We start from the raw sequence: 14212 nt of genomic DNA, 5'->3' as shown, positions 1-14212 counted from the left end.
AACCATTTTGCGAAAATTCCTTGACACTACCGATTATCTTAATTTCAGGTGGGTCTTTTGGGTTTTCGTAAAATCGTATTAATAAAGCTACAAGATAGATATTCGATCAGCTGACTGGGAAGAAGAAGCTACCAACTTATCCAGAAACATTATAATTTGTATGAGACTCTGAGATATCATTTTCTACTATACTACTGATAATTTACTGACAAACAAATTGTGAATATATCTATTGCAATTTTACAAAAAGAAAAGCCTCATCCCTCGCTGATTGAGAGATGAGGCGAAATGATTATGCTGTAATCTCCGGGATTTCTCCGACAAAGTTATAAACGATTCTGACTTCCTGCACCTTCTGTCCGTCAATCTTCTTGACTTCACCCACCAAAATTTTGCTGATGAGCCGGTTCAGCACCGCTTCATCCAGTTCTTCAATGGCTGCATAGCGCCGGATTTCTTTGATGAAGGTGCGGACTTCATTTTCCTGTTCGTCAGAGTGGCGCATCATCAACAGTAGGTCTTGCAGGCGCTTCTGGTTGGCTTCCTGCTCTTGTTCCAGTGTTGCTGTCAGCTTCATAAAACGCTGCTCAGTCAGGATTCCTTTTGCCTTATCGGTATATAGGCTCAGGAACATCTCATCAATTTCACGATTCCTGCTTTCCAGTCGTTGACATTCCTTCTGTGTCTGGGAGGCATCCAGAAGATACCGGCGCTCCATCCGGCTACTCAGCCGCTGATAAAAAGCATCGGCATCTTTGAGCGCAGTCTTTGCCAGTTCCTGAATATCTTTCAGCACAAGGTTGTATAAATCTCTGGCTTCGATCTTGTGGCTGGTACAGGCGTTCTTGCCCAGCCTGTTGTAGGTCTGGCAGATATAATACGCCTTATCAATCGGTTCCCGCTGTTCGCCGGTAAAACGGTTCTTTCCGGTTCTGCCAACCTTTTCATACCGCACCTGCATGGACTTTCCGCAAGTCGCACAATAAATGATACCGTGGAACAGGTTATAAAAGGGGCAGGAGTTGCCCTTCATAATGGTTGGTCTGCGGTTAATGATTTCCTGCACCTGCTCCCATTCTTCCGGGGAGATGATTGCTTCATGGCAATCCTCGATAATTTCCCAGTCCTCACGAGGGATAATGTCATAGGTGTTGGAACGAATCCCTTTCTGATGTGTCCGGCAGACCAGATGTGCGCCCTTATAAAAGGGATTCCGCAGGATATGGCTGATTCTTGCACTTCCCCATGAATAGTAATTTACATCACATTCTGTGTTGCTTTTTACTCTGGTGATCGGGACTTTATCATCCATGAGCTGCTTTGCAATCCGCATACATCCCCAGCCATCCAGTGCCATATCATAGATTTTTCGGATTACCGGTGCTGTCTCAGGGTCACGGATCAAATGTCCCTTATCCTCCGGGTCACGCATCAAACCGAGGGGCGGCTGCCCACCACAAAACTTCCCCTGCCGGGAACGGGTCATACGCCCTGCCAGCACCTTTTTGGAAATATCCCGGCTGTACATATCGTTCAGGATATTCTTAAACGGCGTAATGTCCATTTCCTGACGGGTCAGGCTGTCCACTCCGTCTGTAATGGCAATATAGCGTACATTGTGTTTTGGGAAAAAGATTTCGATATAACTGCCAGCTTCGATATAATTCCTTCCCAGTCTGGACAGGTCTTTGGTGATGACGCAGCCGATCTTTCCCGCCTCAATATCGGCAATCATGCGCTGAAAAGAAGGGCGGTTGAAGTTGCGGCCTGTATAACCGTCATCCACATAATACTCATACTGGAACATTCCGTTTTTTTCGGCAAAGTCCCGGAGCATAAGTTTCTGGTTGCTGATGCTCATGCTCTCATTATCGCCGCCATCCTCCAGAGAGATACGGCAATAAAGGGCTGTGATTTTCTGATTAACTTGTTTTTTCCTGCTCATAGTGTTCTCCTTCTATGAACAGGGACACGATACCATTATAATACCATGTCCCTGTCCCTGATTCAACTGCTTTACGCCGCTTTCTGTGCCATTTCCCGATGCTCCAACCATTCCTCGAAGTGTTCGCAGGTCTGACGCTCGATCAGCTGCTCAAAGGCTTCTCGCATGGTTTTGTCCCCAGAAAACTCACGAACCACTACAAACTGGACTTTTTTATTCTGCTTCTTGTTTTTCTCCATAGGCTACCTCCATAGAATAGGGGATCAGACGGTGGCTGCGGCAACGAAGTCCGGCAACGAACATCAAAAAACCTGTAAACTATCGTCTGACCCTGATTTCTTACTTTTCAAATTTTCTTATAAAATCTCGTTGCTTTCGTTGCCGAAAACATAGATAGATCATAAAAAGCCTTTACTTGCGGGCTTTTTCTATATCAAAACCACAAATTTATCAGCAACGAACCCGGCAACCAACCGACAACCATCCCGGCAACAGACCGTCCTTGTCAGGCGATCCACTCCTGCGGAAGTTCCAGCTGACGGCATTCTTCTTCACTCAGTTCTACAAATCCACCTTCGTTGCTGGGTAGTTCGTTGCCGGAAGTGTCCCGTTCCCAGCCCTTTTGTCTGCCATATCCGGCAAACATCCGGGGATTGGAAAAAGGCTTCCAACCGGTCACGACCGTGTTCATGATCTCATTGATATTGTGGAACTGCCACCGCTTCGGCTCATCAAAGGTATGTCCCAGCGCCTCCTTGAACAGCTGTTTTGAGCAGACCATGTTTCCGGTGTAGTGTTCCAGAAATCCCTGTATCTGTCCGGCTTCGGTGTCCTCCGGCATGAAGTCTTTCTGCACCTCCACCAGTTGACGCTGGATGGACTTGCTGAATTTCATAGAATATTTGCCGCTGCGGTAAATACTCATAGCTTCTGCCCACATCTGCAAAAGATACGCTCTGGAAGCATCCTCATCCTCCAAAATGTGAACCTCTGCATTCTCCGGGTAAATCATGATTGGGAGAAAGCGCCGGTTCCCGGCTCGATCCAGCGGCAGAAAGTCCAGCGTATTCGAGGAACCACCGAACACACACTGCCGAAGCCGGTCTTTAGGCTGAGATTCATAAGGTGTCCGGTAGGTTTCCTTCTGTCGGCTGATAAAGGAACGGATTTCTTCAATGCTCTTTGCGCTGCTGGTGGCAAGCATCTCTGACATCTCAATGATCCAGTGACCTTGTAGCTTTTGGAATACCCGGTCGTCATCCAACTTCTTCAGGTCATCAGAGAACCATTCGTCCCGGATCGCCAGCAGTCGGAAGAAGGTGGACTTCCCGGCACCCTGACCGCCCACCAAACAAAGCATTTCCTCATATTTGGAACCGGGACGGAATACCCGGCGTATAGCACCCAGCAGGAAATGTTTCAGCATTTCTTCCACATAGTCACTTTCATCAGCACCAAGAAAATGGTGCAGACAGGATCGGATGCGTGGTGTACCGTCCCAGACAAGGCTGTTCAGCACATCCTGAATCGGATGGTAACAGTTTTCGTTTGCTACGATAGAAAGGGCAGCCGTGATCTTTTTCTCACTGGTCAGCTCATAGTTTCTCTCAAAATAGAGGAGAAGATATTTCACATCAGTATCCGTCAGAGCGCTGGTATTCCTGCGCCAGCCCAAGTCCTGTACAATGTCTACCCGGTCTGTCAGGAGATTAAGCCGGATGGCATCCCGCAGGAGTGGATCGCAGCAGAACACAATCCGGCAGTTGTCGATGGTGTTGGCTGTTTTTCCCTTGTCGGTAACAGAAAGGCTCTGCCGCACCTCATCAACGCTCTGTTCCGGCGCTATGGCTTCGGCTGCGCTCATCACAGCCTGCTGGGTAGCTGGAGATAAACTCTGATATTCGCTGTTCAATTTTCCTCACCTCTTTTCCATACTCAGCAACTACAAAAGCTCGTTCTTCTATGCTGTCAGACAGAAGAAGATCCAACAGATATTCGATATATGGCTGCCTGTGCAGAGCCTCCACAAACAAAGTATTCCAGTCATCCTCCGGTTGTTTGGGCGCATATTCTTCTTTCCATCGTTCCAGCAAACGCAGGTAGTCGCACAGCACCCGAAAGCATTTCTGCTCTGCCTGCCGGTATCGCATTTCCTCGCTGATTTTTCTTTTGATTACTCTCTTTTGTGGCGGATCGTGGCCTTTGCGGTCAAAGCTGATTGAGAAGTCCTCTGCCAGCTTTAAGGCAGCTTCTTTACTGCTTAGTCCAAAAAGACGGGAAGTGAAATCAATCACATCTCCATCTGCCTGACAGGCAAAACAATGGAACCGTCTGTCCACCTTCATGCTGGGATGCCTGTCATCGTGAAACGGGCAACAAGCCATCCCGTTGCGTCCTACTGAAATTCCATAAACCAAAGCAGCCTGCCTTGTGGTAACAGACTGTTTTACTGCTTCAAATACATTCGTTTCTTCCACCTCCAAACAATGCAAAAGGCATCCGGTTTCCATAGAAAATCAGATGCCTCACAATTCCATATCCTGTTTTCTTGTTGAAGCAATCCGTCCTTCACGCTCCCAGCGCTCCCGGTTCTCCCGATCAGCGTCCAGTTTGCCTTGTGCCAGCTTCTCCTTAATGGATTTTCTGGCTTTATTTTTGATCTGCTCTTTGCCAGCCTGTTTGACCTCCGGTTTTAACAGCACCGACTGTACCTTTTTGAGAACTTTTTCAGCAGACTGCTGTAATTTTTCTCGCACCCTACTCAGCAGAGTGTTCGCTATCTTCACAACTTCTGGCGAATTTTTGGCATTGGGCGATACCACGCTCTTTCGATATTTCTCAATTACTTCCATATCTTCAAGCTGGGTTTGTTCCCGAACCTTGTCGGTCACAACCTCCACCGCCTTGTCATAGGCTGCACCGGAAACATCTTCCAGTAAGGTTTCTACATCCTCAATTTTTAGCGTCAGTTCCTCCAGCTTTTGCTCCTGTGTCGCCAGCTGCTCCTTCTGCTTCATCAGGATATAATCCTGCTTTTCCAAATAGTCACGCCCACCATAAGACGGCTCCTGTTCCAGATGCAGCCCATGCCGTTTGGCAATGTCAAATAAGATTGTCCGACAGACTGCATCAAAAGTCTGTTTCCGGTTATTGTGCTTTCCTTTTGGCTGTTCCGGTTTAGGGAGAGGGATACCCAGTTCCTCCAACGCCTTTTCCTGCTGGGGGCACAGCTCTCCATACCGATTTTCACAGTCAAATACATGGCGCTCATGGATGTGCGGAGTCCCTTCATCCAGATGGAGCGCCCAGTCTAAAATGTGGATATGAGAACCGAAACGGTTTTCAAATTCCTCATAAAATTCACTGACAATGAGCGCTAAAGTCTCCGGCGGAACGGATTCTTCCATAGTGCCGATCTGGTAGATGCTTTCTTCTGGACAGGTCTTGTTATTTTTCAAAAGATCATCCACAGTGCGATTGCGCTCAATGTGCCGGGTTTTCTCGTTCCGGGCGTTCTGAGCATTGACATGGTCGGCATAATGCTCGTAGTAATACATCCGTTCAATTTCCTCAAAGCTGAAATCCGGCTGCTCTGGGTTTTCCCGAAAGTCGTGGGTGGTAAAGCCCCGGTAACAGTCCCAGTACACATTTTGTCTGGCACGCTCAGCGTCAATGTGTTCGCTATTTTCTACATCGAACCGACGGTCATTGTGCCGGGGATTGTAAGTGCCATGCTTCCCAGATCGTCCATTGTGTCTTGTTAATTTCAAACATTTTTCCTCCTTCCTGCAAAGATGTTCTGGGCTGGGGAGGGCGGCTAAGCCGCCAGACCTGCGAAGTTTTGCGTCAGGTAATACCCAGTACAAGTTGACGCAGGCATCAACTTTCCCTGGGCAAGGCGTTTCACCCTTGACCCGATGAGGCTGGCTGCCCTCAACCCGCCAATGGGCGTTGCCCCTTGACCCCAGCAGTGCGCTGCCGCCCCTGCACCCCGGCACAAAGGGCTGGCTGCCCTCTGTACTCCCGCACCGGCGAAGCTGGCCTTCACCGCAAAAGCGGTTTTTACCAGTTTCACCGGCTCCGTATCCGTACATTTACGCCCATAGGCGAGAAGTGGATACAGAATACGCCTGCGGAAATTGCCAATCAAAACAGCGGGTGCAGACCCGATATTTTTTCGTAAATCGCCCTCATTTTAAGCGATTTTTTCTTCTGTCTGGATAACCTGAAAGCCATGCTCTTTTGCGTACTCCCTTGCAGCTGCCAGCCGTTCTTCGCTGTACGGCGGCACCAGCCGGATCGAAAGTCGGGACTTGTCCAGTACATAGGTCACGCTACCTTCCGGCGTACTGCGTTCCAAGCGGCACAGCAGAGGATACTTCCGGCTGAAATCCTCCAGTCTGCGTTTCAAACTGGCATTGAAGGTGTAGATACTGGCAATCGTCTCGCCCTCATTCCAGTTGATGATGGTTTCTTTTTCATATTTAGACAGCTTCCTCATACAGTTCCTCCTCATAATCGGTGTTTGCTTTCAGCGCACGCAGACTGCGTCTAATCCGGCGGTATTCGTCCATCTCCATACGCAGATGATGGTAAAAGGCTTCGTACCACCTTTCCTCTGTCTCTGTCTCAATTTTACGAGCAAGATGAAGCATCTGGCTTTTCGCCTCCGGGTCAACAGTCAATGCTGTCAGCCATTTCAGCCTTGTCACTGTGTTGTGATGGCTGGGGCAGGCGTAAGCGTAAAGAATTTTCTTTTCCTTCATATTCAGTTTCATAATGATCTACCTCCATTCATTTGATGCGGTATGTTCCGCATCGTTTATTTTTCTGTCTGCCGGTCTGTCTGCAAAATATTCCTGCCCGGATTCTCTCCCAGCGTATTGTCCTCTTTGGTGCGCTCTTATCGTGGCGTCACTTCCCCGGAGGTCATTCCCCTTGCAGTCGGTCATTCATTTTTCAAGGTTCTATGTCTCCTGACAAGAACCAGTTTACCGAAAAAAGAGGGCTGCTCCCGTATGTCCAAGACGCAGGAAAAACACATGAAAACCGCATATTTCCACGCTCTCGGAAATGTGCTATAATGAAAAACAAAAACCGTTGGCAAGGAGGTGCTTTGATGTACACAAAACTGTCAATACCGGAACGGCTCAAAGACCTGCGAGTGGTGGATAAGCACCTGACGCTGGAACAGCTGGCAGAACAGACCGGTCTGTCTAAGTCGGCACTGGGGAAATATGAGAGCGATGACTACAAAGACATCAGCCCATTTGCGATTGCGACACTGGCAAAGTTTTACGGAGTGTCCACTGATTATCTGATGGGCGTGTCAGAAAATAAAAATCACCCAAACACGGAGCTTCAGGCTCTGCATCTGAGTGACGCTATGGTGGAACTTTTGAGCAGCGGAAAGATCAACAACCGCCTGCTTTGTGAACTGGCGACCCATCCGAATTTTTTGCGGCTGATGGTTGATATGGAAATCTTTATTGACCGGATCGCTGATATGCGGGTGAACCAGATGAATCTGATTCTGGAAGCTACCCGGCAGACCATTCTGAAAGAACACGCACCTGGAGAAAATGATCTGTATATGCGGACGCTGAAATTGGGTCAGGTACAGGAGAACGATTTTTACAGCCATATCCTTCATGATGATCTGGACAGCATTGTCCGGGATATACGGGAAGCTCATTTGAAAGACAAGACCACAGCTGACCCACAGCCAACGCTGGATGAGGTCAAAGAGAATTTTGAACAGGCCATACAGATGGGAACCGACACAGAAGCTATGATCCATGAGTTCTGTGATAAAATGCAGATTCCTTTTGAAAAAATTTCATCCGAGGATTTTTCTGCTTTTCTGCGGATACTGAGCCTGTCCAAACTGCTTAAAAACCCAAACAATATGCGGGGCAAAGCCAAGCCACAGCCGTATTATATGCCAAAAAAGAAAAAGCGCAGGTAGCAAAAAGGCCGTCCACTATAAAAGTGAATGGCCTCAGTTTTTCCACCTTCTCAGACGAAAATCATCTCAGACCGAATGACTTCCTCTGCCCGGTGGCGTATGCTGTTCATGTGACCGACCCATGCAAGCTGGTCTTTTGCTTTCAATTCCTCCGTGACTCCCTCTGTTTCTTTTATCTGGGCAATGGTACAATCCAGACGGTTCTGTGCCTGCTCATCCAGATTGGCAAGATATGTCCACAGCTTTCCAGACAGAAGCAATTCATTGTACCGGTCGGGACAATACTCTTGCAGATATTCCCTGTGCATCCGTCCCCACCGTCCGATTGGGCGGCTTTCCTCCGGCAGCTGTAAGTCTGGAATATAGTAGTCTCCGACCAGAACATAGTCCAGACCGTTACTGTCATCATGGATATGCTTTTTCAATTTCTCCATAGCGACCTCCTGTTTTCGTTTTATCCGAATCCAGTTGATCGTGTCCCTGTTCATCTGTTATTCAAGGCAACTGAACTCGTCACCATGAATTATGGCATATCCCGGCCGCTCATCTGGAAGTTGGTGGAGTAGGAACCGGAGCGGCCTTTCGTCTGGCCGTGGGTCCTGGTATCAATGGCGGCCTTGCCCAGCGCCTCGGAGATGTACTTGTGGGTGCTGGCCTCGTTGCCGCCCAGGTAGAGGATGGTGTCCGAGTTGCCGGGGATGGTCTCCCAGCTATCCTTGTACAGCTCCTTGATCTGGGCCATGTTCTGGATGATGGTACTGGCAGAGATGTTGCGGGAGCGCATGGTGGCCAGCTCGCGGGTGAAGCCGGGCAGGGGCATCGCGGCGAACTCGTCCAGCACGAAGTGGACATGGCGGGGCAAGGCCCCGTGGTGGATCTGGTCGGCGCTGTAGTAGAGGGCCTGGAACGCCTGGGCGTAGAGCAGGGACACCAGGAAATTGAATGTCGTGTCATTGTCCGGGATGACGGCGTACAGCGCCACTTTCTTTTCGCCCAGGGTGTAGAGGTCCATGTCGTCGTGGTCGGTGATGGCCTTGATCTGGGGCAGATTGAAGGGAGCCAGCCGGACGGCGGTGGACACGAGGATGGACTTGGAGGTCTTGCCCGCGGCCATCTTAAAGACCTTGTATTGCCGCACCGCCACGCTGTCCGGCCGGACCTGCTCTATGGCCTGGAAGAGCAGGTCCAGGGGCGAGACGTACTCCTCGTCCTCCTCCTTTACCTCGGCGTACTCCAGTACCCGCATCACCATGGAGAAGTTCTGTTCATACTCCGGGGCCTCCTGGAACAGCATGAGGATGATGGCCTGGAGGAGCGCTGTCTCGGCCTTGGTCCAGAAGGGATCACTCTCATGGCTGCCCTTCGGGGTGGTAGCCTGGATGAGATTGTTCACCAGCTTGAGGGCGTCCTTCTCGTCCCGCAGATAGCGGAAGGGGTTGTAGCCGTCGCTCTGCTCCAGGTTGACCAGATTGAGCACCCGGATCTCATGTCCGTTCTGCTTCAGCCAGCCACCAGTGGCGGTGAGCACCTCCTGCTTCGGGTCAGTGACCACATAGTTGGTATTGGCCTCCAGGATGTTGGGCTTGACATAGCTTCGGGTCTTGGCCGCGCCGCTGCCGCCGATGACCAGGACATTGAGGGAGCGGCGGTGCTTGTGGGTGTCCAGCCCCAGGCGGACGTTGCGGGTGAGGAGCTTGTTCTCCTTCTGGGCGAACATGGCGTTGACCTGCCGGGGCGAGGCCCAGGCGGCAGAGCCGTGTTCCGCGCCCTCCCGCATCCGGCCCTGCTCCGCGCTCAACAACGCGAGGGCCATGATGTAGGCGCCGGTACAGGCCAGAATGGAGAGGAGACTCTTGTCCGTCCACCGCACCTCCAGGGGATTCTGGAGTGCCGCGGTCAGGTTGGCGATCAGGGCCGGCAGTCCGCCAGCCGGGCCCTGGCTGGTTTCCATCGATTGGGCGATGAGCAGCGCCGCCCATACCACGGGGATGTAAAAGAGCAGGCAGACAAGACGCCTGTTTGCTTGGGATGGCTGTTTCAGTGGCGTTCACCTCCGGGAAAACGCAAAAAATCTGGGGTGCGCCGGTCATAGACCGGCACACCCCAGAGGAGTGGAATGCCTGTTTTAAACGCGCCATTATCTCGTCTTGGGCCTGGATTTTGTTTTCTCTTTGGCCGGGACGGAGCTCCGCTCCAACTGCGCCCGGTAAGCCCTGAGCCGTCCCTCCACTGAGGGGCGTTCAGTCATAGTTCCTTGGCCTTGGGGGGTAGAGGAGCTGGTTCTTGTATCGCGCGAGCCGCGTCCCGACCGAGACTCTTTTTTTGGCGGATCTGCCTGATGTGGGGCCGTCTGGCCGCTCTGGCGGCCCTGTGTGGGCGTCTGCGGCGGGTCCTGCCGTGCCGTGGGGGTCTTGGGGTGCCTCTGGCGCTCCTGCGGGCCCTTTTCGGGGCTGGTACGCTCCTTCGTCCGCTCCCTCTCTGGGGTGGGTGCTTCCGGCTGCCGGTCCGGTTCCTGGTACAGCATACGCTGGAAGATCTGGTTGGCCCGATCCAGTTCAGTCACCGGCAGGATCACGTCGATCAGCTTCCCCCGGCCATCCCGATCCCGGACGGTGGCGAACAACAGCTTCTGCTTTCTCGCCCTGTGCTGAAATTCCTTGTACTGCTCCGGAGTCATGGAGAACTGCCGGAGATCCCGTGTCTCCCGTAGCATCTTCCCCAGGTTGACTTTCCCGGAGAGCTTCTTATGGTTCCGGGCAAGGGCCAGGGTGAGGGCCAGCAGGTTCTTCAGGGCCGAGCCGGACAGCCGAATGACCACCTCCGTCCCGGACAGCAGCATACGCACCATTTGGTCGGCCGCCTCACCGCCTCCTATGTTCATTGGTTCTCACCTCGCTTTCACGCGCTTCTGCTTTGTCGATTTCCTGCTCCATCCGGGGCAGGCTGTTTTGGATCTTCCGGCACAGGGCCAGCTTCCTCCGCTCCGCCCGGATCTGCCGGTTGAGCTCTGCCAGTCGCTCATAGAGCTCCGCCTTTTCCTGAATCAGCCCTTCTCTGGGGACGCCGCACTGCTCCAGGGCGGCCACAGCGTCCATGTACTGGGCAAACTCCGTCTCCATGCCGGACAGTCCGGCCTCATAGAGCTCTTTGACAGGGGCCAGGGCCTCCGCATCCGCCAAAGCGGTGTAAAGCGTCCGGCGCCGCTTCCTCCGCACATTGAGGACGGTGCGCTGCTTCATCAGGTTGGCCAGCGTCTCCTCTGTGCGGGCGGTGAAGGCCGCCATGTCCGTCCGGGTCGTGATGCCGTTGTCCCGGAGGAAGGCAAACTGTTCCCGGTACTGCTCAAAGCGCATGACCTCCTGCCGGAGCTGGGGCGTCATGCGGGGTGGGTACTGCCGCTTGCCGATCTTCCCCAGTAGATAGAGATAGTGGACATACAGGGCCAAAAAGCCGGTGTACCTGGGGTACTTCTGGTAGGGGCGGTACTGCGGCCGGAGCTGGACGGCAGGCCGCCGTCCCACTTCGATGGCAGACAGGTTCCCCTGGATGGCGGCCCGGATGCCGTCCTCGGTGAACAGTGGATTTTTCCTGCTGGGGATCACGAAGCGCTCCTGTCCCCGCAGGCGAAAGCCCAGGCGGTTCCCGTGGCTGATTTCGTAGCCCATGTGCTCCATGAGCAGGAAGAAGTGGCCCAGGTCGTTGGCGTCCGCTATGGCGGTGCGCAGATCCTCCTCCAGCATGGAGCGGAAGGTGGGCTGGCCCCTGGACCGGCGCAGCCACTCAATGTAGCTGACCGCCTGGGTGGGCTCCCCCTGGAGGAGAACGGACAGGCCGCGCTCCCGGCACAGGCGATCCGATATGGCCCGGATCTGTCGGTAGTAGCTCTGGGCATTGCTGTGGTACTTTTCGCCGGTATCTGCGTTGACCGAGTTAAAGAGGATGTGGGCGTGGATGTGCTCTTTGTCTACATGGACGCCGATGACCGTCTGGTAGCCGGGCAGGTGCTCCTCCGCAAACTCCCGCGCGATCTCCAGCGCCAACTCCGGGGTGACCTCTCCGGGCTGAAAGGACTGAATGAGGTGGTAATACTGTACGCCGCCCTCCTTGCCCACGGCCCGCTTGGTCTCCAGCATCTGCCGGCACTCATGGCCAGGGTCACAGTTGAGACGGGCTGTGAGGATCTGCTCCTGGGTCTTATCCCCGTTGAGCACATAGCGGATGCCCACCTCCAGGCGGCCCTTCCGGGCCAGGATCTTGGCGATGGCCATTACTTTTTTGCTACCTCATACATGAGCTCATAGACCTGTTCCAGCAGGTACAGCCCCCGCCTGGCGTCCTCCGCCTTGGCAATTCCGGCGTTGACGCTGCGGGCAATCTGGTTGATGTTGACGCCGATTTTATGCACCTCGGTGCGCAGGGCCTTGATCTCCTGTGAGGGGAGCGCCTTGACCTCCTTCCCCAAAATAAGGCGGCGGAGATAGGCTGTCTTGGAGAGACCGCAGGTGCGGGCACTGTGCTCCAGCCGTTCCTTTTCTTCTGCGGACAATCTCAGGCATATCTCGTAGCTCTTTGGCATCGTCACTCCTTCTCCGGCCTGTGGCCGCTGATTTTCCGCCCGAAGGCGGCATGGGGGACAGGGGTTCAACCCCTGCAAGCGCGCAAAAGATATCTTTGCGCTATGCTTGCGCGGCCTCACCGCCAGAGGCGGCGAGGCTCCCAGCCCCGCCAGGGCGGGGCTGCTCCTTCAGCGGTATGATTGATTGAAATTCCGAGGGACGGACCGCTTTTCCACAAAAAAGGCGGGAGGCGTGCTTCCCATCCGGTCGCAGCTTGGCTGTTTCCCGTCCGTTCCTGCCCTATTTCCTGACGCAGACAAAAGGCCCAGGGTGCGCTGTTGCACACCCTGGGCCCAAATCTTACGATAAATTGTAGCGATTCGGGTGCTACAGGTAACACCCAGCTCCAGCCATGTTAACGCTCAGTATCTCTGGACGGTTTCTTTGTATGGCCTGGAAGCATACTTCGCTCACGCTCTTGAAGCCTCTGCAGCGAGTAGTCGATGATCCGTTCCTTTCGGAGCGCCAGAATCTCTTTGTAGAACCTCCTCTGGAGTCCTGAAAGGCAGGGCGTCTCATCAATCAAACGGCAGATTTGCTCCATATCCAACCTTGGTCCGATTCGCTTCAACGCCGCGTTGCAGCCCTCGTATTCCAGAGAGGACAGAAAATCAAAATACCGGATTTTTTTGTCCTGCTGCTTGATTCCAGACAGGGGGATCTCATATACCCGGAAGTCCATTTCCCGTGGATCATTGAGTACGGCCTGCATTTTCCCCTCGTCCAACTGCGGATACAGGCAGCTGCCGCAGTCGAATACCGGAGCCAAGGCTACCATATCACGCACAGTATCATAGAGGACGCCCCAGTTTCCATTGTGTCGATCCCAATTGCCGATCAGGGCGTCTACAATGAACATATCCCAAAACCGTTCTTCCAGCTCCTTGGGATCTATGGCCGGCTGCTCATGGATGGAGAACAGAATATCGTCCAGCTCTGTCCCGTATCCGTTCCGCTCCGAATCAATCACCTGGTTTTTCATTGAGGCAAAGTCCTGCAGGACAACACCCGGAGATGTAAAGTCCTTACATGCCACTACAATCTTTTCTTTTCCCTGATAGGTATAGGTCCCCAGCAGAGTTTCCTGTACTGGAATGCCCGCCAGGGCAAAGATGTGGCAGCCCAAATACTCGGACAGACAGCTATTGGCATAGCTCATGTCCCTGTTCCTGGACGGATGCGGCGGAAACTTCAGCATATACTGCTCATCTTGATATATGACAGAGCGCTTGCTGCCATTGGCGCCGCCATAGGTCTTGTTCCGTCTTGGAAGATTCGTAAAGTCTATCATATCAGATTACTCCGCGCTGAATGCGCAAATAGGTTTCCCGCAGGTACCATGCCTGCTCAGAGCTGATTTCTCCCTCCACTTCCGCGGAGTTGATATCGGCCTGGAGCTCACAATAATACGCGTCGAAGTGGAGGTCGTTGGCTCCGTTGTCCTCCGCCTCCCAGGCCCGCTTCATCGTATCCAGAGACCTCTGCAAATAAGGCGGAAGGCCGCATTCCAGATAGGCGCGATCTACGGGAAGTCCGGTTTCCTTATTATATCGCTGTTCCATTGTCCTGCCTCCTCGTGCGGTTCTCCTTTCATGATACCCGATAGTTTATAGAATGTAAACAGGGTTTTAAAGTCGGCCTTGTACGGTTGTGTAGGACTACAATACATATTGGACATCTGAA

At 52.8% G+C, this 14212-nt stretch carries 15 protein-coding genes; 1 reads left to right on the top strand and 14 read right to left on the bottom strand.

All coding sequences use genetic code 11. From position 1 onward, the window contains the following. Nucleotides 1-292: 292 nt before the first annotated feature. The 7 genes from HMPREF0372_RS00105 to HMPREF0372_RS00085 all read right to left on the bottom strand — a co-directional run bounded on the left by HMPREF0372_RS00105 (nucleotide 293) and on the right by HMPREF0372_RS00085 (nucleotide 6723). The gene (locus HMPREF0372_RS00105; protein ID WP_007487821.1) at nucleotides 293-1945 is read right to left on the bottom strand and encodes a recombinase family protein; all 1653 of its coding nucleotides are present in this window, start codon (nucleotides 1943-1945) and stop codon (nucleotides 293-295) included. A gap of 71 nt (nucleotides 1946-2016) precedes the next feature. Continuing rightward, a complete protein-coding gene (locus HMPREF0372_RS19910; RefSeq protein ID WP_002594253.1) occupies nucleotides 2017-2184 on the bottom strand; it encodes a hypothetical protein in 168 nt (55 codons plus the stop codon). A 266-nt stretch (nucleotides 2185-2450) separates the two neighbouring features. After that, a complete protein-coding gene (locus HMPREF0372_RS00100) occupies nucleotides 2451-3809 on the bottom strand; it encodes a virulence-associated E family protein (RefSeq protein ID WP_007487820.1) in 1359 nt (452 codons plus the stop codon). Then, on the bottom strand, nucleotides 3769-4455 hold the full coding sequence (locus tag HMPREF0372_RS18895; RefSeq protein ID WP_080567973.1) for a CHC2 zinc finger domain-containing protein: 687 nt from the start codon (nucleotides 4453-4455) through the stop codon (nucleotides 3769-3771). The genes HMPREF0372_RS00100 and HMPREF0372_RS18895 overlap by 41 nt, the downstream gene beginning before the upstream one ends. A gap of 15 nt (nucleotides 4456-4470) precedes the next feature. Continuing rightward, nucleotides 4471-5715 carry a hypothetical protein gene (locus HMPREF0372_RS00095; RefSeq protein ID WP_009261159.1) on the bottom strand — a complete coding sequence of 415 codons (1245 nt, stop codon included), beginning with the start codon at nucleotides 5713-5715 and terminating at the stop codon, nucleotides 4471-4473. A 425-nt stretch (nucleotides 5716-6140) separates the two neighbouring features. Continuing rightward, nucleotides 6141-6446 (bottom strand): hypothetical protein, encoded by a 306-nt coding sequence (locus HMPREF0372_RS00090; RefSeq protein WP_004612788.1) that lies wholly within the window; start codon nucleotides 6444-6446, stop codon nucleotides 6141-6143. Next, on the bottom strand, nucleotides 6430-6723 hold the full coding sequence (locus HMPREF0372_RS00085; protein WP_002594258.1) for a hypothetical protein: 294 nt from the start codon (nucleotides 6721-6723) through the stop codon (nucleotides 6430-6432). Before HMPREF0372_RS00085 ends, HMPREF0372_RS00090 begins: the two co-directional genes overlap by 17 nt. 341 nt (nucleotides 6724-7064) lie before the next feature. Between HMPREF0372_RS00085 and HMPREF0372_RS00080 the strand changes: the two genes are divergently transcribed. Then, a complete protein-coding gene (locus tag HMPREF0372_RS00080; RefSeq protein WP_007487806.1) occupies nucleotides 7065-7913 on the top strand; it encodes a helix-turn-helix domain-containing protein in 849 nt (282 codons plus the stop codon). 50 nt (nucleotides 7914-7963) lie between these two features. Here the strand turns inward: HMPREF0372_RS00080 and HMPREF0372_RS00075 are convergent, their stop codons facing one another. From HMPREF0372_RS00075 to HMPREF0372_RS00045, 7 genes are all read right to left on the bottom strand, one after another. Further along, a complete protein-coding gene (locus HMPREF0372_RS00075; RefSeq protein ID WP_009261160.1) occupies nucleotides 7964-8347 on the bottom strand; it encodes a TnpV protein in 384 nt (127 codons plus the stop codon). Nucleotides 8348-8436: 89 nt separating this feature from the next. Beyond that, nucleotides 8437-9864 carry a VirD4-like conjugal transfer protein, CD1115 family gene (locus tag HMPREF0372_RS00070; RefSeq protein ID WP_155116933.1) on the bottom strand — a complete coding sequence of 476 codons (1428 nt, stop codon included), beginning with the start codon at nucleotides 9862-9864 and terminating at the stop codon, nucleotides 8437-8439. A gap of 186 nt (nucleotides 9865-10050) precedes the next feature. Further along, nucleotides 10051-10794, bottom strand: a complete 744-nt coding sequence (locus HMPREF0372_RS00065; RefSeq protein WP_007487801.1) for a DUF3801 domain-containing protein — start codon at nucleotides 10792-10794, stop codon at nucleotides 10051-10053. Beyond that, nucleotides 10775-12181: a relaxase/mobilization nuclease domain-containing protein gene (locus tag HMPREF0372_RS00060; RefSeq protein ID WP_007487800.1), complete on the bottom strand. Its 1407-nt coding sequence runs from the start codon at nucleotides 12179-12181 to the stop codon at nucleotides 10775-10777. The genes HMPREF0372_RS00065 and HMPREF0372_RS00060 overlap by 20 nt, the downstream gene beginning before the upstream one ends. Then, entirely contained in the window at nucleotides 12181-12489 is a 309-nt protein-coding gene (locus tag HMPREF0372_RS00055) for a plasmid mobilization protein (RefSeq protein WP_007487798.1), read from the bottom strand. Before HMPREF0372_RS00055 ends, HMPREF0372_RS00060 begins: the two co-directional genes overlap by 1 nt. A gap of 395 nt (nucleotides 12490-12884) precedes the next feature. Continuing rightward, nucleotides 12885-13820 carry a HipA domain-containing protein gene (locus HMPREF0372_RS00050; protein WP_007487792.1) on the bottom strand — a complete coding sequence of 312 codons (936 nt, stop codon included), beginning with the start codon at nucleotides 13818-13820 and terminating at the stop codon, nucleotides 12885-12887. 1 nt (nucleotide 13821) lies between these two features. Continuing rightward, the gene (locus HMPREF0372_RS00045; RefSeq protein WP_039996342.1) at nucleotides 13822-14091 is read right to left on the bottom strand and encodes a hypothetical protein; all 270 of its coding nucleotides are present in this window, start codon (nucleotides 14089-14091) and stop codon (nucleotides 13822-13824) included. Nucleotides 14092-14212 lie beyond the last annotated feature (121 nt).

This window comes from Flavonifractor plautii ATCC 29863 (assembly GCF_000239295.1).
Taxonomy (GTDB): Bacteria; Bacillota; Clostridia; order Oscillospirales; family Oscillospiraceae; genus Flavonifractor; species Flavonifractor plautii.
The sequence above is the reverse complement of the archived record's forward strand: the minus strand, read 5'-3'. Positions and strand labels throughout refer to the sequence as shown.